At 64.6% G+C, this 16709-nt stretch carries 15 protein-coding genes and 1 tRNA gene; 4 read left to right on the top strand and 12 right to left on the bottom strand.

Going from position 1 to position 16709, the window contains the following annotated elements; all coding sequences use genetic code 11:
- Window positions 1–24 precede the first annotated feature (24 nt).
- The gene (locus tag QMK31_RS13305) at window positions 25–1320 is read right to left on the bottom strand and encodes an ABC transporter substrate-binding protein (RefSeq protein ID WP_283501427.1); all 1296 of its coding nucleotides are present in this window, start codon (window positions 1318–1320) and stop codon (window positions 25–27) included.
- A 138-nt stretch (window positions 1321–1458) separates the two neighbouring features.
- Here QMK31_RS13305 and QMK31_RS13300 point away from each other — a divergent pair, with 138 nt between their 5' ends.
- The 3 genes from QMK31_RS13300 (at window position 1459) to QMK31_RS13290 (ending at window position 4219) form a co-directional block, all read left to right on the top strand.
- Window positions 1459–2241 carry a FadR/GntR family transcriptional regulator gene (locus tag QMK31_RS13300; RefSeq protein WP_283501426.1) on the top strand — a complete coding sequence of 261 codons (783 nt, stop codon included), beginning with the start codon at window positions 1459–1461 and terminating at the stop codon, window positions 2239–2241.
- A gap of 83 nt (window positions 2242–2324) precedes the next feature.
- Window positions 2325–3782: an NADP-dependent phosphogluconate dehydrogenase gene (gene gnd, locus QMK31_RS13295; protein ID WP_283501425.1), complete on the top strand. Its 1458-nt coding sequence runs from the start codon at window positions 2325–2327 to the stop codon at window positions 3780–3782.
- A 71-nt stretch (window positions 3783–3853) separates the two neighbouring features.
- Window positions 3854–4219: a hypothetical protein gene (locus QMK31_RS13290; RefSeq protein ID WP_283501424.1), complete on the top strand. Its 366-nt coding sequence runs from the start codon at window positions 3854–3856 to the stop codon at window positions 4217–4219.
- Between the two features lie 146 nt (window positions 4220–4365).
- Here the strand turns inward: QMK31_RS13290 and QMK31_RS13285 are convergent, their stop codons facing one another.
- The 3 genes from QMK31_RS13285 to QMK31_RS13275 form a co-directional block, all read right to left on the bottom strand.
- A complete protein-coding gene (locus QMK31_RS13285; protein WP_283501423.1) occupies window positions 4366–5343 on the bottom strand; it encodes a ribose-phosphate diphosphokinase in 978 nt (325 codons plus the stop codon).
- Window positions 5344–6804 carry a bifunctional UDP-N-acetylglucosamine diphosphorylase/glucosamine-1-phosphate N-acetyltransferase GlmU gene (glmU, locus tag QMK31_RS13280; RefSeq protein ID WP_283501422.1) on the bottom strand — a complete coding sequence of 487 codons (1461 nt, stop codon included), beginning with the start codon at window positions 6802–6804 and terminating at the stop codon, window positions 5344–5346.
- A gap of 48 nt (window positions 6805–6852) precedes the next feature.
- Window positions 6853–6924: transfer RNA gene (locus QMK31_RS13275), tRNA-Gln, on the bottom strand.
- 122 nt (window positions 6925–7046) lie between these two features.
- On the opposite strand from QMK31_RS13275, the gene QMK31_RS13270 reads away from it, so the two are divergent.
- A complete protein-coding gene (locus tag QMK31_RS13270; RefSeq protein WP_283501421.1) occupies window positions 7047–7538 on the top strand; it encodes a MarR family winged helix-turn-helix transcriptional regulator in 492 nt (163 codons plus the stop codon).
- Window positions 7539–7541: 3 nt separating this feature from the next.
- Here the strand turns inward: QMK31_RS13270 and QMK31_RS13265 are convergent, their stop codons facing one another.
- From QMK31_RS13265 to metG, 8 genes are all read right to left on the bottom strand, one after another.
- On the bottom strand, window positions 7542–8201 hold the full coding sequence (locus QMK31_RS13265) for a methionine ABC transporter permease (protein ID WP_283501420.1): 660 nt from the start codon (window positions 8199–8201) through the stop codon (window positions 7542–7544).
- Window position 8202: 1 nt separating this feature from the next.
- Complete coding sequence (locus QMK31_RS13260) at window positions 8203–9231, bottom strand: methionine ABC transporter ATP-binding protein (RefSeq protein ID WP_283501419.1); 1029 nt, start codon at window positions 9229–9231, stop codon at window positions 8203–8205.
- 98 nt (window positions 9232–9329) lie between these two features.
- A complete protein-coding gene (locus QMK31_RS13255; RefSeq protein ID WP_502853175.1) occupies window positions 9330–10232 on the bottom strand; it encodes a MetQ/NlpA family ABC transporter substrate-binding protein in 903 nt (300 codons plus the stop codon).
- Between the two features lie 181 nt (window positions 10233–10413).
- Window positions 10414–12207: an ABC-F family ATP-binding cassette domain-containing protein gene (locus tag QMK31_RS13250; protein ID WP_283501418.1), complete on the bottom strand. Its 1794-nt coding sequence runs from the start codon at window positions 12205–12207 to the stop codon at window positions 10414–10416.
- Between the two features lie 69 nt (window positions 12208–12276).
- Window positions 12277–13203, bottom strand: coding sequence for a 4-(cytidine 5'-diphospho)-2-C-methyl-D-erythritol kinase (locus QMK31_RS13245; protein WP_283501555.1), 927 nt, complete (start codon window positions 13201–13203; stop codon window positions 12277–12279).
- A 48-nt stretch (window positions 13204–13251) separates the two neighbouring features.
- Window positions 13252–14127 carry a 16S rRNA (adenine(1518)-N(6)/adenine(1519)-N(6))-dimethyltransferase RsmA gene (gene rsmA, locus QMK31_RS13240; RefSeq protein WP_283501417.1) on the bottom strand — a complete coding sequence of 292 codons (876 nt, stop codon included), beginning with the start codon at window positions 14125–14127 and terminating at the stop codon, window positions 13252–13254.
- Window positions 14124–15119 (bottom strand): TatD family hydrolase, encoded by a 996-nt coding sequence (locus QMK31_RS13235; protein ID WP_283501416.1) that lies wholly within the window; start codon window positions 15117–15119, stop codon window positions 14124–14126. Before QMK31_RS13235 ends, rsmA begins: the two co-directional genes overlap by 4 nt.
- A complete protein-coding gene (gene metG / locus QMK31_RS13230) occupies window positions 15112–16698 on the bottom strand; it encodes a methionine--tRNA ligase (protein ID WP_283501415.1) in 1587 nt (528 codons plus the stop codon). Before metG ends, QMK31_RS13235 begins: the two co-directional genes overlap by 8 nt.
- Window positions 16699–16709: the final 11 nt, after the last annotated feature.

Here is a 16709-nt window from a genome sequence, read left to right as displayed (position 1 = left end):
TGAGCGTGCGCCCCGTCAATGGTTCTATTCGTCGTCGAGGATGCCCTGGAAGGCGTCGCTCGCGGCGTCCGCTGCCGCATCGGAGTCGCCGCCGGTGATGGCGATAACAATGGGGTCTCCCACGATCTCGCGCGCTTCGGGCACTTTGATCACGAGAGGGCGGTCATGGCCGACACCGTTCTTGGTACTCGCGGCGATTGCAGCGGCGAGGTCGGCCGGATAGGTTGACGTGCCAGCGGGGTCTTCCCACACCGACTGGCGTGCACCCGGAACACCATCCTGCTGCACTGCCAAGGTCAGTTCCTGGCTCGTTGCCCATTCAATGAACTTCCACGCTTCCGCCGAGTTTGCCGATTCGGCGTTGATACCGAGAGCCCACGACGGAACGTTGTAGGCGACGGAACCGCCGGGGCCGGCCGGAATCGGCGCAAAACCGACGGTGTCGGACACCTTGGAGGTTTCGGGGTCGGTCGCGTTCTTGTAGAGACTGTCCGCCTCGGTGTAGAAAGCGGCCTGGCCCTGCGTGAAGATGGCCATGGCTTCGGGCCAGCTCATGTCCGTACTCACGTTTTCGGGTCCGTACTCGCGAATGAGCTTGCCGTAGAAGGCATAGGCTTCTTTGGCTTCCGGACTGGCGATAGCGGAATCACCGTTTTTGTCGATGAAGTCGCCGCCGAAGCTGTACAAAAAGCTGGAGAACTGGGTGACAGCGGCGGATTTACCCGTGCGAGCCACGAATCCGGCAACACCGGGGTTCTGCTCAGTGACGGCCTTGGCCGCCGCTTCCAGTGCCTCCATCGTGGTGGGAACTTCGAGCCCAGCGGCAGCGAGCAGGTCCTTGCGGTAATACAACACTTCCTGCTCGGTAATGATGGGAATACCGACAACGTTGTCTTCGTAGGTGGTTGAGCCGACTGGACCTGGCTGGAAGTCGCTCCAGTCCCATTCTGCATTCGACTCAACGTCGTCGCTCAGGTCAGCGAGGTAGCCGTTTTTGGCAAACAGCTTGCCTTCCTGCAATGGGCGATACATCATGACGTCGATCTCGTCGGTGCCGGCGTTGAGCTTCACGTTGTACTGGTCTGAGAGCTGGTCTTCACCGTATTGGCTGAGCTCCACTTTGAGACCGGTCGCCGCTTCGAATTCCGGCAGCTTGGCCTTGATGGTGTCGGTCCAGACGTGGTTGGCCAGGGTGACTCGAAGGGTTTTCGAGCCCCCGTCGTCGTTCCCGGTACCGGCACTGCACGCGGTCAGCGTGCCCGCGGCGATAAAAGTCGCAGCGACGATGGCCGCAACACGAACAATTGAATGACGCTTCACTGTGTCTCCCATTCGCAGAACCGGCACTCTGACGCACGGTCCCCAACAAAATGCATCTTTACATCTGTCTCGAAAAGAAACGCTACCTAATAAAGCATACTTATTCAAGTCTTCCCGCCGACCGATATGATCAAGCGCATGACGCACTCTGTGATGCCGCCCTCGGCCACGAACTCGCTGGTTGACTTGCCCTCCGCGCTGAACGACAGCGGAACCCTGACCGGCCTGCACGCCCGCGTCGTCGATATGCTCGGGCTCGCCATCTGTGCCGGCGAGCTCCCGAGCAAGTCCGTTTTTCGCATCGAGGAGCTCGAAGAACGATTTGGTGTCTCCCGGTCTGTGGTGCGCGAGGCCATCCGCGTCCTCGCCTCAATGGGCATGCTCGCTTCCCGGCGCCGGGTGGGCGTGCAAATCCTGCCGGCATCGGAGTGGAACCTTTACGACCCACAGGTCATTCGCTGGCGCCTGGCATCGCCGGCACGCATCGCCCAGCTGCGCTCACTGACCGAATTACGCACCGCCATCGAACCGCAGGCCGCACGGCTGGCGGCTATCCGAGCTCCGCTCGCGAATGCCAGTGAGCTCATGGGACTGGCCGGCAAGCTGTGGGCCGCCGGCCAGGCCGATGACCCAGACGCCTTTCTCGTGCTAGACATTGAGTTTCACCGCCTCGTCCTGGCCAGTTCGGGCAATGAAATGTTCGCCAAACTAAACACCCTCGTTGCCGAGGTGCTGACCGGACGGACGAACTACGGCCTGATGCCGCGGCATCCGCACAATGAGGCCTTACAACTGCACGTGGATGTCGCCAGTGCAATTCAGCGCGGCAACCCCGAGGCCGCTCACGAAGCCATGCTCGGCATCATGGAACGCGCCTTTAGCGAGATGAGTTCGATCTGGGATGGTAAGCCAGTCGCCTGAACGCTAAACCCCAATGTGGGGCCACCCGACGGGTGGACTACCCTTGACAGTGGTCTGTTGATCTCAGCCCCAAAGGAGAAAACGTGTCAGAGTCCGGTTCAGCACAGGCAAATATTGGTGTCGTCGGTCTGGCGGTGATGGGCTCAAATCTCGCCCGCAACCTCGCCGGCCGCGAGGGGAACACCGTCGCGGTCTACAACCGTTCCCCCGAACGCACCCGCCTGCTCACGACCGAGCACCCGGAGGCCAATTTCGTGGCCTCGGAGAACATCGCCGACTTCGTCGCCTCGCTGACCAAGCCGCGCACCGCGATCATCATGGTGCAGGCCGGCCGCGGAACCGACGCCGTCATCTCACAGCTCTCCGAGCTGTTTGAACCCGGTGACATCATCGTTGACGGCGGAAACGCCGAATTTACCGACACCATCCGTCGCGAGAAGGAGCAGAGCGCCAAGGGCCTCAACTTCGTCGGCGCCGGAATCTCTGGTGGTGAAGAGGGCGCCCTCAACGGCCCGAGCATTATGCCCGGTGGTTCGGTCGAGGCCTACAAGACCCTCGGGCCCATTCTGGAATCAATTGCCGCCGTCGTTGACGGTGTGCCGTGTGTCACCCACATCGGCACGGACGGCGCCGGCCACTTCGTCAAGATGATCCACAACGGCATTGAGTACGCCGACATGCAGCTCATCGCCGAGGCGTACGACCTTCTGCGCAAGGTCGGCGGGCACTCCCCCGAAGCCATCGCCGATGTCTTCACCGATTGGAACAGCGGGGAACTCAACAGCTACCTGATCGAAATCACCGCGGAGATTCTGCGCCAGGTCGACGCGAAAACCGGCGAGCCCTTCATCGACGTCGTCCTTGACGAGGCCGGCTCAAAGGGAACCGGTGTCTGGACCGTGCAGAACGCGCTCGACCTCGGCGTTCCCGTCGGCGGCATCGCCGAGGCCGTCTTCGCCCGCGCCGTCTCGTCGCACCCGGAGCAGCGTGGACCGGTGCGCGCCACCCTCACCGCGCGCCCCGAGATCGCCGTCGTCGGCCACACCTTTCAGGAAGACGTGCGCCAGGCACTCTACGCGTCGAAGATCGTCGCCTATGCCCAGGGATTCGATGCGATCATCGCCGGTGCGAAGAAGTACAGCTGGAACATCGACAAGGGCGCCATCGCCACCATCTGGCGCGGCGGCTGCATCATTCGCGCCCAGTTCCTCAACCGCATCGTCGACGCTTACAACAACGACCCCTCCATCCCCAGCCTGCTCGTTGACCCTTACTTCGTCGAAGCCGTCGCCTCCGGCGAGGCAGCCTGGCGCCGCGTGGTCTCGACCGCAGCCCTCTCGGGCATCCCGGTTCCCGGCTTCGCTTCGAGCCTGAGCTACTTCGACTCGCTCGCAAGCGTTCGCCTGCCGGCCGCCCTGGTGCAGGGACAGCGCGACTTCTTCGGAGCGCACACCTACCACCGCGTTGACGTGCCCGGCACCTTCCACACCCTGTGGTCCGGCGACCGCAGCGAGATCGTCACCGAGGCGTCCACGCACTGACGACTTGCGTTGCCGGCCGGCATATTCTCACCGGTCATTTAACACCCGGGTCTGGAACAATGTGAGTACTCATGACTGACAATCATCCAGAACTCTCCGGCTACGAGCCGAACGACGCTTACCGCCCCTTGCGCGGCAAACACTTCACGTCGATTCTGCGGATCGTGGTCGTGCTCGGGCTGATCGCCCTGGTCGTGCCTGGCGTACTCACGACCATGCGCGTCGCCTCTGACACCGCCGCCAACGCCTGCGCGACGGCGGTGGCTCAGTATTATCCCGCCGCGGTCGACTTCGATGCCCGCTTCGAAGTCGCCGGGCCCGGCGGGTTCGGCTGGCAGTGCTACGCCGTCGACCTGAACGAGCGCGACACCTTCGTGCAATCGCTCGGCATCATTCCGTCAGCACCGCGCCAGCCCGCCCCCGGCACCCCGGCCTAGCGGCCTCGCTCGCGCACTGTGCGGGCCCCCGCTCGCTCGCCGAGCCGTGATTTCGAGGGTCTCGGTGGCGTCAAAGAAAGTGAAGGCGGCAGCCGCAGCCACCGCCTCCAAAAATCAGCCGTTTACGAGGCTGAGCGTTCTACCGGCTACGCAGCGCCGTCGAACATCGAGGTGACCGAACCCTCGTCGAAGACCTCGTGGATGGCGCGGGCCAGCAGCGGGGCGATCGGCAGCACGGTGAGTGTCGGAAAGCGCTTCTCCGGCGGGATTGGCAACGTGTCGGTGACGACAACGGCGCTGATCGCCGGGTTCTGCAGCATGTCTACTGCCGGGTCGCTGAATACGGCGTGGGTCGCGGCTACGACGACGCCGATGGCACCGGCCTCACGCAGGGCCTCGGCGGCCAGGGCGATGGTGCGACCGGTGTCGATCATGTCATCGACGAGCAGGCAAACACGGCCCTTGACCTGGCCAACGATCTCGTGCACGGATACCCGATTGGGCACGAGCGGATCGCGACGCTTGTGGATGATGGCGAGCGGCACACCGAGGCGGTCACTCCAGATGTCGGCGACGCGCACGCGGCCCATGTCGGGCGAGACCACGGTGAGGGTGGCCGGGTCGAGCCGGGCACGGAAGTGCTCGAGCAGCACCGGCATGGCGAACAGGTGGTCGACCGGGCCGTCGAAGAAGCCCTGGATCTGGGCGGCGTGCAGGTCGATCGACATGATGCGATCAGCGCCGGCGACCTTGAACAGGTCGGCGACGAGGCGTGCCGAGATCGGCTCGCGACCACGACCCTTTTTGTCTTGCCGGGCATAGGGGTAGAACGGCGCCACCACGGTGATGCGCTTGGCCGAGGCCCGCTTGAGCGCGTCCACCATGATGAGCTGTTCCATCAGCCACTCGTTGATCGGCGCGGTGTGCGACTGAATGACGAAGGCATCCGAGCCGCGCACGCTCTCATCGAACCTGGCGTACAGTTCGCCGTTGGCGAAGGTGCGAGCGTCGGTGTGGAGCAGCTCTGAACCAAGCTCCGTGGCGATGTCGATCGCGAGCTGCGGGTGCGCTCGCCCCGAAACCAGTACTAGTCGTTTATCGCCGCTTGACTTGATTTCCGACACCTATTCTCCAGTCTTCGTGCTGTCCACGGGTTCTGTGTTGCTCAGGCTGGCGGTCGCGGCGGTCGCCGCGGCTGTGCCCGGACGGTTGGCGTGAACCCAACCGTCCATGTTGCGTTGCGGGGCCACGTTGATGGCCAGCGCGCCGGCGGGTACGCTCTTGCGAACGACCGTGCCTGCGCCCGTGTACGCTCCGTCTCCAATTGTAATCGGCGCGACGAACACGTTGTGCGATCCGGTACGCACATGCGAACCGATCACGGAGTGGTGTTTGGCTACGCCGTCATAGTTGGCAAAAATTGTTCCGGCGCCGATGTTCGACTGGGCACCGACCGTGGCATCGCCCACATAGCTCAGGTGCGGCACCTTGCTTCCAGCGCCGATCTGGGCGTTCTTGGTCTCGACGAAGGCGCCGATCTTGCCGTCGGTGCCGAGCACAGTGTTCGGCCGCAGGTAGGAGAACGGGCCAACGGATGCGCCGGCCTCGATCACAGCGAGGGTCGCGTCGGTACGATTCACGCGCGCATTCTCGCCGATCTCGCAGTCGCGCAGAGTGGTATCCGGGCCAATGGTGGCACCGGTCGCCACCACGGTCGCCCCGACGATCTGGGTGCCCGGCAGCAGGGTAACGTCGGGCGCGAGCACGGCCTTCAGGTCGATCCACGTGGTGGCCGGGTCCTGCACGGTCACACCGGCCAACTGCCAGCCGCGCACGATCAGGGCATTGAGCTTCTGGGCGGTGTCGCCGAGCTGGGCGCGGTCGTTGATGCCCGCGACAATCCAGGCGTCGGCGACGGGAACGGCGCTCACCTCGGAGCCGGCCCGGCGCAGCAGTTCGATCACATCGGTGAGGTACTTCTCGCCTTGAGCATTGCTGGTGGTCAGCTGGGCGAGCTGCTCGCGCAGCGCGGCCAGACCGAACAGGTAGACGCCGGCGTTGATCTCGGTGACGGCCAATTCGTCATCCGTCGCATCTTTCTGCTCGACGATGCGGTCGAACGCGCCCTCGACCGAGCGGATGATGCGGCCATAGCCGGTCGCATCATCCGGATAGGCGGAGAGCACGGTACCCGCGGCTTGGCCCTTGCGGTGCGAGGCGATGAAGGAGGCGAGTGTGGCGGCGTTCAGCAACGGCACGTCACCATTAATGACGAGCACGTCTCCGTCAAAATCTGCGGGCAGCGCTGCGACGGCCTGTTCGACGGCGCGGCCGGTTCCGGGGATCTCGTCCTGATCGACGATTGTGCTCTCCGGCAGGTCTTCGGCCACGACAGCAGCGAGCAGGTCCCGCTCGTGCCGCACAACGGTCACGACGTGGGCGGCCTCGAGCGCGCGCGCGGTCGCCAGCACGTGGCTGACGATCGGCACTCCAGCCAGCGGATGCAGCAGCTTGGGCAGGCTGGACTTCATGCGAGTGCCCTGGCCGGCGGCCAACACAATGATGGCGAGGCGGGCGTCTGTCACAGGATTCCTAACACGGTCGTAATAGAGAAAGGCGCATGTCAATGCGTGCTCCGCCACCAGGATTCGAACCTGGACCGAACAACTCCAAAGGTTGCCGTGCTGCCGTTACACTATGGCGGACCATGCTGACCGGGGCCAGCAACCTGTCAAGTCTGCCAGATTCCGGCGGCCAGCATGCACCGACTGGCGCGCTCGCGACGTTCTGGGCGAAGAAACCCCCCGGTAGGCGGGATAATGGAGCAATGCCTGGCCATGATGAAGTCGACCGAATCGTCGATTCGTGGCTGCGCGAACGCCCCGATCTTGATTTTGCCCCGCTGCAGGTGCTCAGCCGTGTCGCCCGCCTGTCAAAACACCTCGACCGGGCTCGCCGCACCGCATTCTCCCGCTCCGAGCTCTCGTCGTGGGAGTTCGACGTACTCTCGGCTCTGCGCCGGGCCGGCACCCCCTACGAGCTGAGCCCGAAGGCGCTGTTGCAGCAAACCCTCGTCTCGAGCGGCACCATGACGAATCGCATCGACCGGCTCGTCGACCGGGGGCTGGTGAAGCGCCGCTCTGCCCCCAATGATGGCCGCGGCATCCTGGTGGGTATGACGCCAGCCGGCCTCACCCGAGTGGATGCAGCCATCACCCGGCTGGTCGACGCCGAAGCCGACCTGCTCGACACCCTCTCGGCAACCGATCAGGAGCGGCTGGCCGCGCTCCTGAGAAAGCTCAGCCTCGACTTCGACTAAAACCTACCGGCGCAGCGCCTTGCGGGCGAGGTAGTTGCCGAAGAACTGCACGAACTGCACCAGCACGATGATGAGCAGCACGGCCGCCCAGGTGACGATCGGGTTGAACTGGCGATAACCGTAGGTCAGGGCGAAACTTCCCAAGCCGCCTCCGCCGACATAGCTGGCGACCGCTGACATGTCCACGAGCGCAACGAAAATGAACGTGTAGCCGAGAATGAGCGGTCCGAGCGCTTCGGGCAGCAACACCGTGAAGATGATGCGAACCGGCCCGGCGCCGACGCTGCGCGCTGCGTCGATCACACCGGGGGTCACGGTGAGCAGGTTCTGCTCGACGATGCGAGCCATGGCGAAGGAGGCCGCGAGGGCGATGGTGAAGATGATCGCGTTGTTGCCGATGCCGCTGCCGGTGACGGCCCTGGCGAGCGGTTGCGCCGCCGCGAGAAAGATGATGAATGGAATCGGGCGGATGAAGTTGACCAAGAGGTTGAGCACGAAGAACAACGGCTTGTTCTCGAGAATGCTGCCGGCGCGGGTGAGATAGAGCCCGAGGCCCACCAGCAGTCCGCCGAGGCCGCCGAAGAACAGGGTGAGCGCGACGATGTAGAGCGTCTCGATGCTGGCCTTCCACAGTTCGGGCAGCAGATCGATGAGTGCATCCATATCAGCGCACCTCTGTGACGGTCGTGAGGGTTCGAATATGGTCGAGCACTTGGTCGATTACCGCGTCGGCGCCGGTGAGGGCGAGGGTGAGGTGTCCGAACGGGCGTCCCTGAATCTCGTTGATGCCGCCGTAGACGACCTCGAAGGCCACTCCAGCGGTCGACAATTCGCCGAAGACGGCCTTCTGGTCGACCGCACTGTCGCGAAATGTGAGCGTGACGATGCGGCCAGCGTGCCGCTCGCGCAGCACGGCGAGTTCGGCCGCAGACGGCACGCCCTTGACCACCGTAGAGACAAAACGAGCGGATGCCGCGGCCTGCGGGTTCGAGAACACGTCGAAGACCGGTCCGCGCTCGATGACGCGGCCCTGGTCCATCACGGCGACCTTCGTGGCGATGGTCTGGATGACGTCCATCTCGTGGGTGATCACGATAATGGTCACCCCGAATTCCGCGTTCACCCGTTTCAGCAGCGCGAGGACCTCGTGCGTGGTTTCGGGGTCGAGCGCGCTCGTGGCCTCGTCAGCGAGCAGGATACTCGGCTGGGTGGCGAGGGCGCGGGCGATGCCCACGCGCTGCTTCTGGCCGCCGGAGAGCTGGTCGGGAAAGGACCCCGCCTTATCGCTGAGGCCGACGAAGTCGAGCAGTTCGGCCACTCGGGCAGCGCGCTGCTCCTTGGGATACCCAGCCACTTCGAGCGGGTAGGCCACATTGCGGGCCACCGTGCGCGAGCCGAGCAGGTTGAACTGCTGAAAGATCATGCCGATGCCAAGGCGTACCCGGCGCAGCTCACGTTCCCGCAGCGCGGCGATATTCTGCCCGTTCACCCAGATCTCGCCCGAGGTAGAGCGTTCCAGAGCGTTGACGAGCCGCACCAGGGTGCTCTTGCCGGCACCGGAATAGCCGATGATGCCGTAAATGTCGCCGGCCTCGACGTCGAGACTCACAGCATCGATCGCCGTGACGCTCGCGCCGTCTTTGGCCGTGGGCGGGTACACCTTGCCCACGTTGCGCAGACTGACTACAGCCATCCGTTTGCCTCGCTCATTTCGTTCGGGTACCGCTGAACACGTCAACGCAGTCCGGAGCGTGTACGCCCCCGGACTGCGTTGATATTAGAAACAGATGCTTACTCGGCGGCCTTAATCTCGCCCTGAATGTTGGCCAGGGATGCTTCAAGGTCGGTGACCGGGGTCGTCAGCAAAACCGCGGTGTCGCCGGACACGGAGAAGACGCCGTCCTGTACGTTCTTGGTGGTCTGGAAGATCTCGACGAGCTTCCGGAAGGTCTCGTTGTTCTTATCTTCGTCGCGTGCGGTGAAGATATTTGCGTAGGGCAGGGCCTTGGGGTCGGCCGCATCATCGGTGGCAATGGCGTCTTCGAACTTGAGTCCGGCCTTCTCAGCGAAGTCGTTGTTGATGATCGCGGCGGCGACGTCGGGTAGCGAACTCGCGGTGAGCGAGGCTTCGAGTGCCGTGACCTTCACCTTTGAGGCGTCCTCGTCGACGTCGTCGATGCTGGAGTAGATGGTACCGCCGTCGGTCAGCTCGATGAGCCCCTCGGACTGCAAAAGCACAAGCGCACGGGCCTGGTTGCTGTCGTCGTCGGGCACGGCGACGGTGTCACCCGCGATAATGTCGTCGACATCGCTGTACTCAGAGGAGTACAGGGCGATCGGGTAGATGGCCGTGGCACCGATCGGGGCCAGGTTTTCGTTGCTCGCCTCGTTGTACTCGGCCAGGTAGACGATGTGCTGGAACTGGTTCAGGTCGACCTCGCCGGCGGACAGGGCCGGGTTCACCTGCGGGTACTGCGCGAAGTCGACGATCTCGATCTCGATACCCTCCGCCGCGGCGGCTTGCGTGTACACGGCCCAGTACGGGTCGCTGGCGCCCACGACGCCGATCTTGATGGCGTCACCGTCGGCGCCGGTGGCGGGGCCGTCAGCGGATCCTGAAGCTCCGGCGCAGCCGGCCAGCAGGGCGACGAGCGGGAGCACGGCGAGTGCAGCGAGTCTGTTCTTCTTCTTCACGATGATTCCTTCGGGCGTTCTGGGTTCCGTTGGCCCCGGGCACACAGCAACGACCAGTCAAACCAGAAGGCTGCGCCCATGCGGGGCTGATACCGCGGCTGCGCAGGTACCCCTTAACGATACGTGCCGAAGCTGCGACGCGTGGCCGGTGCCGACACACTACGTCACAGCTTCTTTCGAATCAGCCCTCAATCAGCTCGGTAAGTTCGACCCAACGGGTTTCGAGCGTTGCGATGGTCTCTTCGAGTTCGGTCAGCTTCACGCCGAGCGCTCCGAGACCGGCGAAGTCCGACTGGTCGTGCGCGGCGAGTTTCTCGTGCTTGAGTGCGATGCGTTCCTGCAACTTAACCACCTTGCGGTCGATCGACCCGAGTTCCTTCTGGGCGTTGCGCAGTTCGGCGCCGCCGAGGGTGGGGATCTTTTTGGGCTTGCCGGCGGCATCCGTCGGGGAACCGGCTGCCGGGCCGGCCACGGCCTTGCGACGCACCTCGAGGTACTGGTCGACACCGCCGGGCAGGTGGCGAAAGCCACCGTCCATGACCGCGTACTGGTTGTCGGTGACGCGCTCGATGAGGTACCGATCGTGCGAGACGACGAGCAGGGTACCGGGAAAGGAGTCGAGCAGGTCTTCCATTGCGGCGAGCATGTCGGTGTCGAGGTCGTTAGTGGGCTCGTCGAGGATGAGCACGTTCGGCTCGCTGAGCACAATGAGCAGCAACTGCAACCGGCGTTTTTGGCCACCGGAGAGTTCCTTGACCCGGGTAGAGAGCTGGGCGCTCATAAAGCCCATGCGTTCGAGCATCTGGCCGGGAGTGATCTCTTTGCCACCGGCCATGTAGCTGGTCTTCTGGCGCCCGATAACCTCACTGACCTTGTCGTTGGCAATGTCTTCAAGTTCAAAGAGCTGCTGGGTAAGTACGGCCACCTTGATGGTCTTGCCGCGCTTGACCGTGCCGGTCGTTGGCTGCAAAACTCCGGAGACGAGGTTGAGCAGGGTCGACTTACCGGCGCCGTTGACGCCCATGATGCCGGTGCGCTCCCCCGGCGCGATGCGCCAGGTGAGGTCGTTGAGCACGGTCTTATCGCCAAACTTCACGCCGATGTCGATGAGGTCGACCACGTCTTTACCGAGGCGCTGCATGGCCATCGACTGCATGGTGACGGTGTCGCGGGGCGGCGGCTCGTTCTCGATCAGTTCGTTGGCGGCGTCGATACGGAACTTGGGTTTGGCGGTGCGGGCCGGGGCGCCGCGACGCAACCAGGCCAGTTCTTTCTTCATGAGGTTCTGCCGCTTGGACTCGACGACGGAACTCATGCGGTCGCGCTCGACGCGCTGCAGAATATACGCGGCGTAGCCGCCCTCGAAGGGCTCGATTAACCGGTCGTGCACCTCCCAGGTGATGTTGCAGACCTCGTCGAGGAACCACCGGTCGTGGGTGACGACTACCAGCCCGCCGCTCTGCGCTGCCCAGCGAGTCTTGAGGTGCCCGGCGAGCCAGGAGATGCCTTCCACGTCGAGGTGGTTGGTGGGCTCATCGAGAAAGATGACGTCGTAGTCGCCGATCAGCACGGCGGCGAGGGCCACCCGGCGGCGCTGGCCACCGGAGAGGTCGTCGACCAGCGCGTCCCACGGAATGTCGCGAACGAGGCCGCCGATAACGTCGCGCACCTTGGCGTCGCCCGCCCAGACGTGTTCTTCAATGCCGCCGACGATGGTGTGGCCGACGGTTTGGCCGGAGGCGAGGTCGTCGGCCTGATCGAGCATGCCGATGGTGACACCGCGACGACGGGTGACGCGGCCCTCGTCGGGTTCCATCCGGCCGGCCAGCAGGCGCATGAGGGTGGACTTGCCGTCACCGTTCTTGCCGACGACGCCGATGCGGTCGCCCTCGTTGAGGCCGGCGGTGACGCTGTCGAAGATGACGCGGGTAGGAAATTCGAGGTGCAGGGACTCAGCCCCGAGAAGATGTGCCATAGCCTCCGAGTTTACGGCACGCCCAGGCGTTGGATTCCGGGTTAGCTCAGACGGGCCAGCTCAGACGGGCTAAATGAGACGGGCGCCGTGCACGGGGCCGGTGGCGCGCACGACCTTCAGGCGACTGGCGGAGAGCGCGACCTGCAGCTCGAGCGCGCTGTCGGCATCCGCTACCAGGAAAGCCACGGTCGGTCCGGAGCCGGAGAGGATGCCGGCCAGGGCGCCGTTCTGTTCGCCGAGCTGCAGCACCTTGCCCAGACCCGGCGCCAAATGCAGGGCGGGGGCCTGCAGATCGTTGTGCAGCACGTCGGCGAGCATGTGCGGATCGCCGGCGCGAAGCGCCTGCAGCACGTTGGCGTCGACGGAGGGCTGATGCTCGGCCGGAAAGATGTCCTGGGCGTGACGATCGCGGTGCCGGTCGAGTTCCTGATACACGCCGGGCGTGGACATGCCGAAGTCGGCGAGGGCGAGCACCCATTGAAACTTGCCCTTGGCCAGGGCTGGACTGAGCTGATCGCCGCGACCGGTACCGATGGCGGTACCGCCGGTGAAGGAGAACGGCACGTCCGCGCCGAGGGTCGCAGCGATGGCGAGCAGCTCGTCTTTGGTGGCACTCGTGCCCCAGAGCGCGTCGCAGGCGAGCAGGGTGGCTGCCGCGTCGGCGGAGCCGCCGCCCATTCCACCGGCGATCGGTACGTTCTTCTCGATCTCGAGGTGTACGCCGCCGCGAAAGCCGGACTTGCGGGCGAGGGCCCGAGCCGCCTTGATCGCGAGGTTGCTGCCGCCCGTCGCGAGGCCGGAGGTGTCGATGCTGCCGCTGAACTCGACCGAGAAGTCACCGGCCGCGCTCGCCCGCACCTCTTCCACCAGGGAGACGGCCTGGTAGGCAGTCGCGAGGTCGTGGTAGCCGTCTTCCATGACGGCGCCGACCTTGAGAAAGACGTTGATTTTGCCGGGAGCCCGCGCGTGCACGACGGTGGTGGCGGCGGTCGTCATCATGCTTTTAACTTAGCCCAGCCCGTCGGACCAAAAAAACAACGCGGGTCAGGCCGGCGCCCAAACCCGGGCAATGGCGAGAAAGTCGTGCACGTTCAGCTGCTCGCCTCGCGTCGTCGGGTCGATGCCGGCCGCCGTCATCACAGCGGATGCCGACGCCGAGTCCCCCAGAACGACCGACAGAGACTGGCGCAGCATCTTGCGGCGCTGCTGAAAGGCGGCGTCGATGAGTGCGAAGGTTTTCAGGCGCAGCTCATCGGATTCCAGAGGTTGGGGCCGCCGGTCGAAGGCGATCAGGATGGAGTCGACGTTCGGAACCGGCCAGAAGACCTGGCGGCTCACCTTGCCGGCGGTACGAAAATTGCCATACCAGGCGGCTTTCACGCTCGGGCTGCCGTAGATCTTGTTTCCCGGCGGGGCGGCGAGGCGTTCGCCGACCTCGGCCTGCACCATGACGACACCGGCGCGAATCGACGCGAAGTGTTCGAGCAGGTAGAGCAGCACCGGCACCGAGACGTTGTAGGGCAGGTTGGCCACGAGCCTAGTGGGGTTGCCGGGCAGCTCGGTGATTTTCAGGGCGTCGGCGCGGATGACCGAAAGGCTGGCGCCGGGCTGCATCAGTTCCACGGTGAGCGGCAACTGCTCGGCGAGGCGGTCGTCGATTTCGACGGCGACGACGCTCGCACCGACCTCGAGCATGCCGAGGGTAAGCGAGCCGAGGCCAGGGCCGACCTCGACGACGGTGTCACCCGGCATGACCTGGGCGACCTTGACGATGCGCCGCACGGTATTGCCGTCGATAACGAAGTTTTGGCCGAGCTTCTTAGTGGGATTGACGCCGAGCATCTCGGCGAGGTCGCGAATCTCGGCCGGGCCGAGAAGGGTTTTGACAGGTTTGACCGCGTCAGCCGCCTCCTCGGTCATGCGAGCCCGCCGCGGGGGGTCTGCTCGGGGCGGGAGTCGTCATCCTGACCGGCGAAGGCAGCGGTGACCGGTTCGGCGTCCCAGCGGCCGTAGACCAACTCGGTGTTCGCGGTGATTTGGGCGGAGAGCAGGGAGACATCCGTTTCGAGGTGGGCGGCCATGCCGCGCAGCGTGTTGGGCAGCAGGTACGGCGCGTTGGGGCGGCCACGGTAGGGCAGCGGGGTGAGGAACGGGGCATCCGTTTCGACCAGCAGCAGATTGCGCGGGGCGGCCGACAGGGCGGCCCGCAGCATGGAGGCGTTCTTGAAGGTGACGTTGCCCGCGAACGACATATACCAGCCATGATCGGCGCACAGCCTGGCCATGTCGGCGTCGCCGGAAAAGCAGTGAAAGACGGTGCGTTCGGGAGCCCCGACCCGAAGCAGGGTGTCGATCACTGCCTCGTGGGCGTCGCGGTCGTGGATCTGCAGTGCGAGGTTGTGCTCTTTGGCGATGCGAATGTGCGCTTCGAACGAGCGAAACTGGGCGGCGCGGCCTTCTTCGGGAGTGCGAAAGAAGTCAAGGCCGGTCTCGCCGACCGCGACGACGCGCGGCTGCCCGGCGAGTTCGCCGATCACCGCGAGGGCCTCGTCGAGCGTTCCGGCCGTCTCGAGCGCTGGCGCCTCGTTGGGGTGGATCGCGACGGCGGCGAGCATGCGCGGCTCGATCAGGGCTGCGGCGGCCGACCAGCGTGAGGTTTCGACATCGCCGCCGACCTGGATCACACCGCGCACGCCAACGCTCGAGGCACGGTCGAGCTGTTCCCGGTAGCTGAGCGGATGCTCCCCGTCGCTGATTTCGAGATGGGTGTGGTTGTCGTAGACAGGAACCGTGAGCGGCTCCGGCAGCGGCGGGTAGCTCAGGTCGCGACCAGCCGTGTTCTCACGCTTGCGAATGGCGCTGCCGTAACCGTCGACGCCGCCGTCGAGGCTGGTGGGGGAATCACTAGCCATCGGCCGGCTCCACGATCGATTCGATGCGCGGGAACAGCGGTTCGAGTGCGCTGACCTTGGCGCCGCCGGTCCATTCCCAGGCCCGGTCGACGCGCTGGTCGGCGAGGTCACCGTCGCCGCCGAGAGCCGTCCACAATTTGCCCGTGGCGACCGGAATGACCGGGGACAGCAGCACGGCGAGGGTACCGAGGCCGCGCACCGCGGTGTGCAGCACGGTGCCGAGGCGTTCGCGGCTTTCGGGGTTCTTGGCCAGCACCCACGGCTCCTGCAGGGTGATGTAGCCGTTGAGTTCGTCGACGAGTTGCCACACGCTCGCAAGGGCGTCGTGAATGGCGAGCGTATCGATGAACGCTGTGGCGGCATCCGTCACGCGCTGTTCGGTGGCCCGGATGGCCAGGTCGTCGGCGGTGAAGTCGCCGGCTGTGCCTTCAGACAGCGCGGGAATCGTGCCGTCGCAGTACCGCAGGACCATGGCGATCACGCGGGAGGCGAGATTGCCGAAGCCATTGGCGAGCTCTGACTGGTAGCGGGCCGACAGGTCCTCCCAGCTGAAACTGCCGTCCTGGCCGAAGCTGATGGCGCGCATGAAGTAGTAACGAAAAGCGTCGGAGCCGAAGGTGTCGGTGATCTGGCTCGGGGCGATTCCGGTGAGCTTGGACTTGCTCATCTTCTCACCGCCGACCAGCAGCCAGCCGTGGCCGAAGACCTGTTTGGGCACCTCGATGCCGGCGGCCATGAGCATGGCCGGCCAGATGACCGCGTGAAAACGCAGAATATCCTTGCCGACGATGTGGGTGGCCGGCCAGCGGCTGGCGAATTCTTCGTCGTTCTGGCCGTAACCGGCCGCGGTGATGTAGTTGAGCAGCGCGTCGAACCAGACGTAGACGACGTGCGATTCGTCCCACGGCACCTTGATGCCCCAGTCGAAGCTCGACCGGGAGATCGATAGGTCGGAGAGGCCGCGCTTGACGAAGGACATGACCTCGTTGCGGGCCGCTTCCGGCTGCACGAAGTTGGGGTTCTCCTCGTACAGTGCCAGCAGCCGCTCGGCGAAAGCGCTCATCTTGAAGAAATAGTTCTTCTCGTGCAGCAGCTCGACCGGCTTGGAGTGGATGGCGCAGACGAGCTGGCCGGTGTACGCGCCGGTGCCGTCGACCAGATCGCTGGTCTGCTTGTATTCCTCGCAGCCGACGCAGTAGTAGCCCTCATACTCGCCGGTATAGATGTGGCCCTCATCGTGCAGGTGCTGCAGAAACTTCTGCGCGTTTACCTCGTGGCGTTCGTCAGTGGTACGAATGAAGTCGTCATTGGCGATGTTGACTGTTTCCAGCAGCGGCTTCCACGCGGTCTCGACCAGGCGATCGGCCCATTCCTTGGGCGTGACGCCGTTGGCGATCGCGGTGCGCAGAATTTTCTGACCGTGTTCGTCGGTGCCGGTGAGCAGCCAGGCGTCATCGCCGGACTGCCGGTGCCAGCGCGCGAGCACATCGGCGGCCACCTCGGTGTAGGCGTGCCCGATGTGTGGCACATCATTCACGTAGAAAATGGGCGTGGTGATGTAGAAAGAGCCTGCGGACATGCGTTCATCTT

This window comes from Cryobacterium sp. PH31-O1 (assembly GCF_030063455.1).
Classification (GTDB): domain Bacteria; phylum Actinomycetota; class Actinomycetes; order Actinomycetales; family Microbacteriaceae; genus Cryobacterium.
Note: the sequence above shows the minus strand (reverse complement) of the source record. Positions and strands in the feature narration are given on the sequence as shown.

Coding starts and splice junctions, on each gene's coding strand:
- QMK31_RS13300 (WP_283501426.1), top strand. CDS start 1,459: ATGACGCACTCTGTGATGCCGCCCTCGGCCACGAACTCGCTGGTTGAC.
- QMK31_RS13290 (WP_283501424.1), top strand. CDS start 3,854: ATGACTGACAATCATCCAGAACTCTCCGGCTACGAGCCGAACGACGCT.
- QMK31_RS13270 (WP_283501421.1), top strand. CDS start 7,047: ATGCCTGGCCATGATGAAGTCGACCGAATCGTCGATTCGTGGCTGCGC.
- QMK31_RS13265 (WP_283501420.1), bottom strand. CDS start 8,201: ATGGATGCACTCATCGATCTGCTGCCCGAACTGTGGAAGGCCAGCATC.
- QMK31_RS13260 (WP_283501419.1), bottom strand. CDS start 9,231: ATGGCTGTAGTCAGTCTGCGCAACGTGGGCAAGGTGTACCCGCCCACG.
- QMK31_RS13250 (WP_283501418.1), bottom strand. CDS start 12,207: ATGGCACATCTTCTCGGGGCTGAGTCCCTGCACCTCGAATTTCCTACC.
- QMK31_RS13245 (WP_283501555.1), bottom strand. CDS start 13,203: ATGACGACCGCCGCCACCACCGTCGTGCACGCGCGGGCTCCCGGCAAA.
- rsmA (WP_283501417.1), bottom strand. CDS start 14,127: ATGACCGAGGAGGCGGCTGACGCGGTCAAACCTGTCAAAACCCTTCTC.
- QMK31_RS13235 (WP_283501416.1), bottom strand. CDS start 15,119: ATGGCTAGTGATTCCCCCACCAGCCTCGACGGCGGCGTCGACGGTTAC.
- metG (WP_283501415.1), bottom strand. CDS start 16,698: ATGTCCGCAGGCTCTTTCTACATCACCACGCCCATTTTCTACGTGAAT.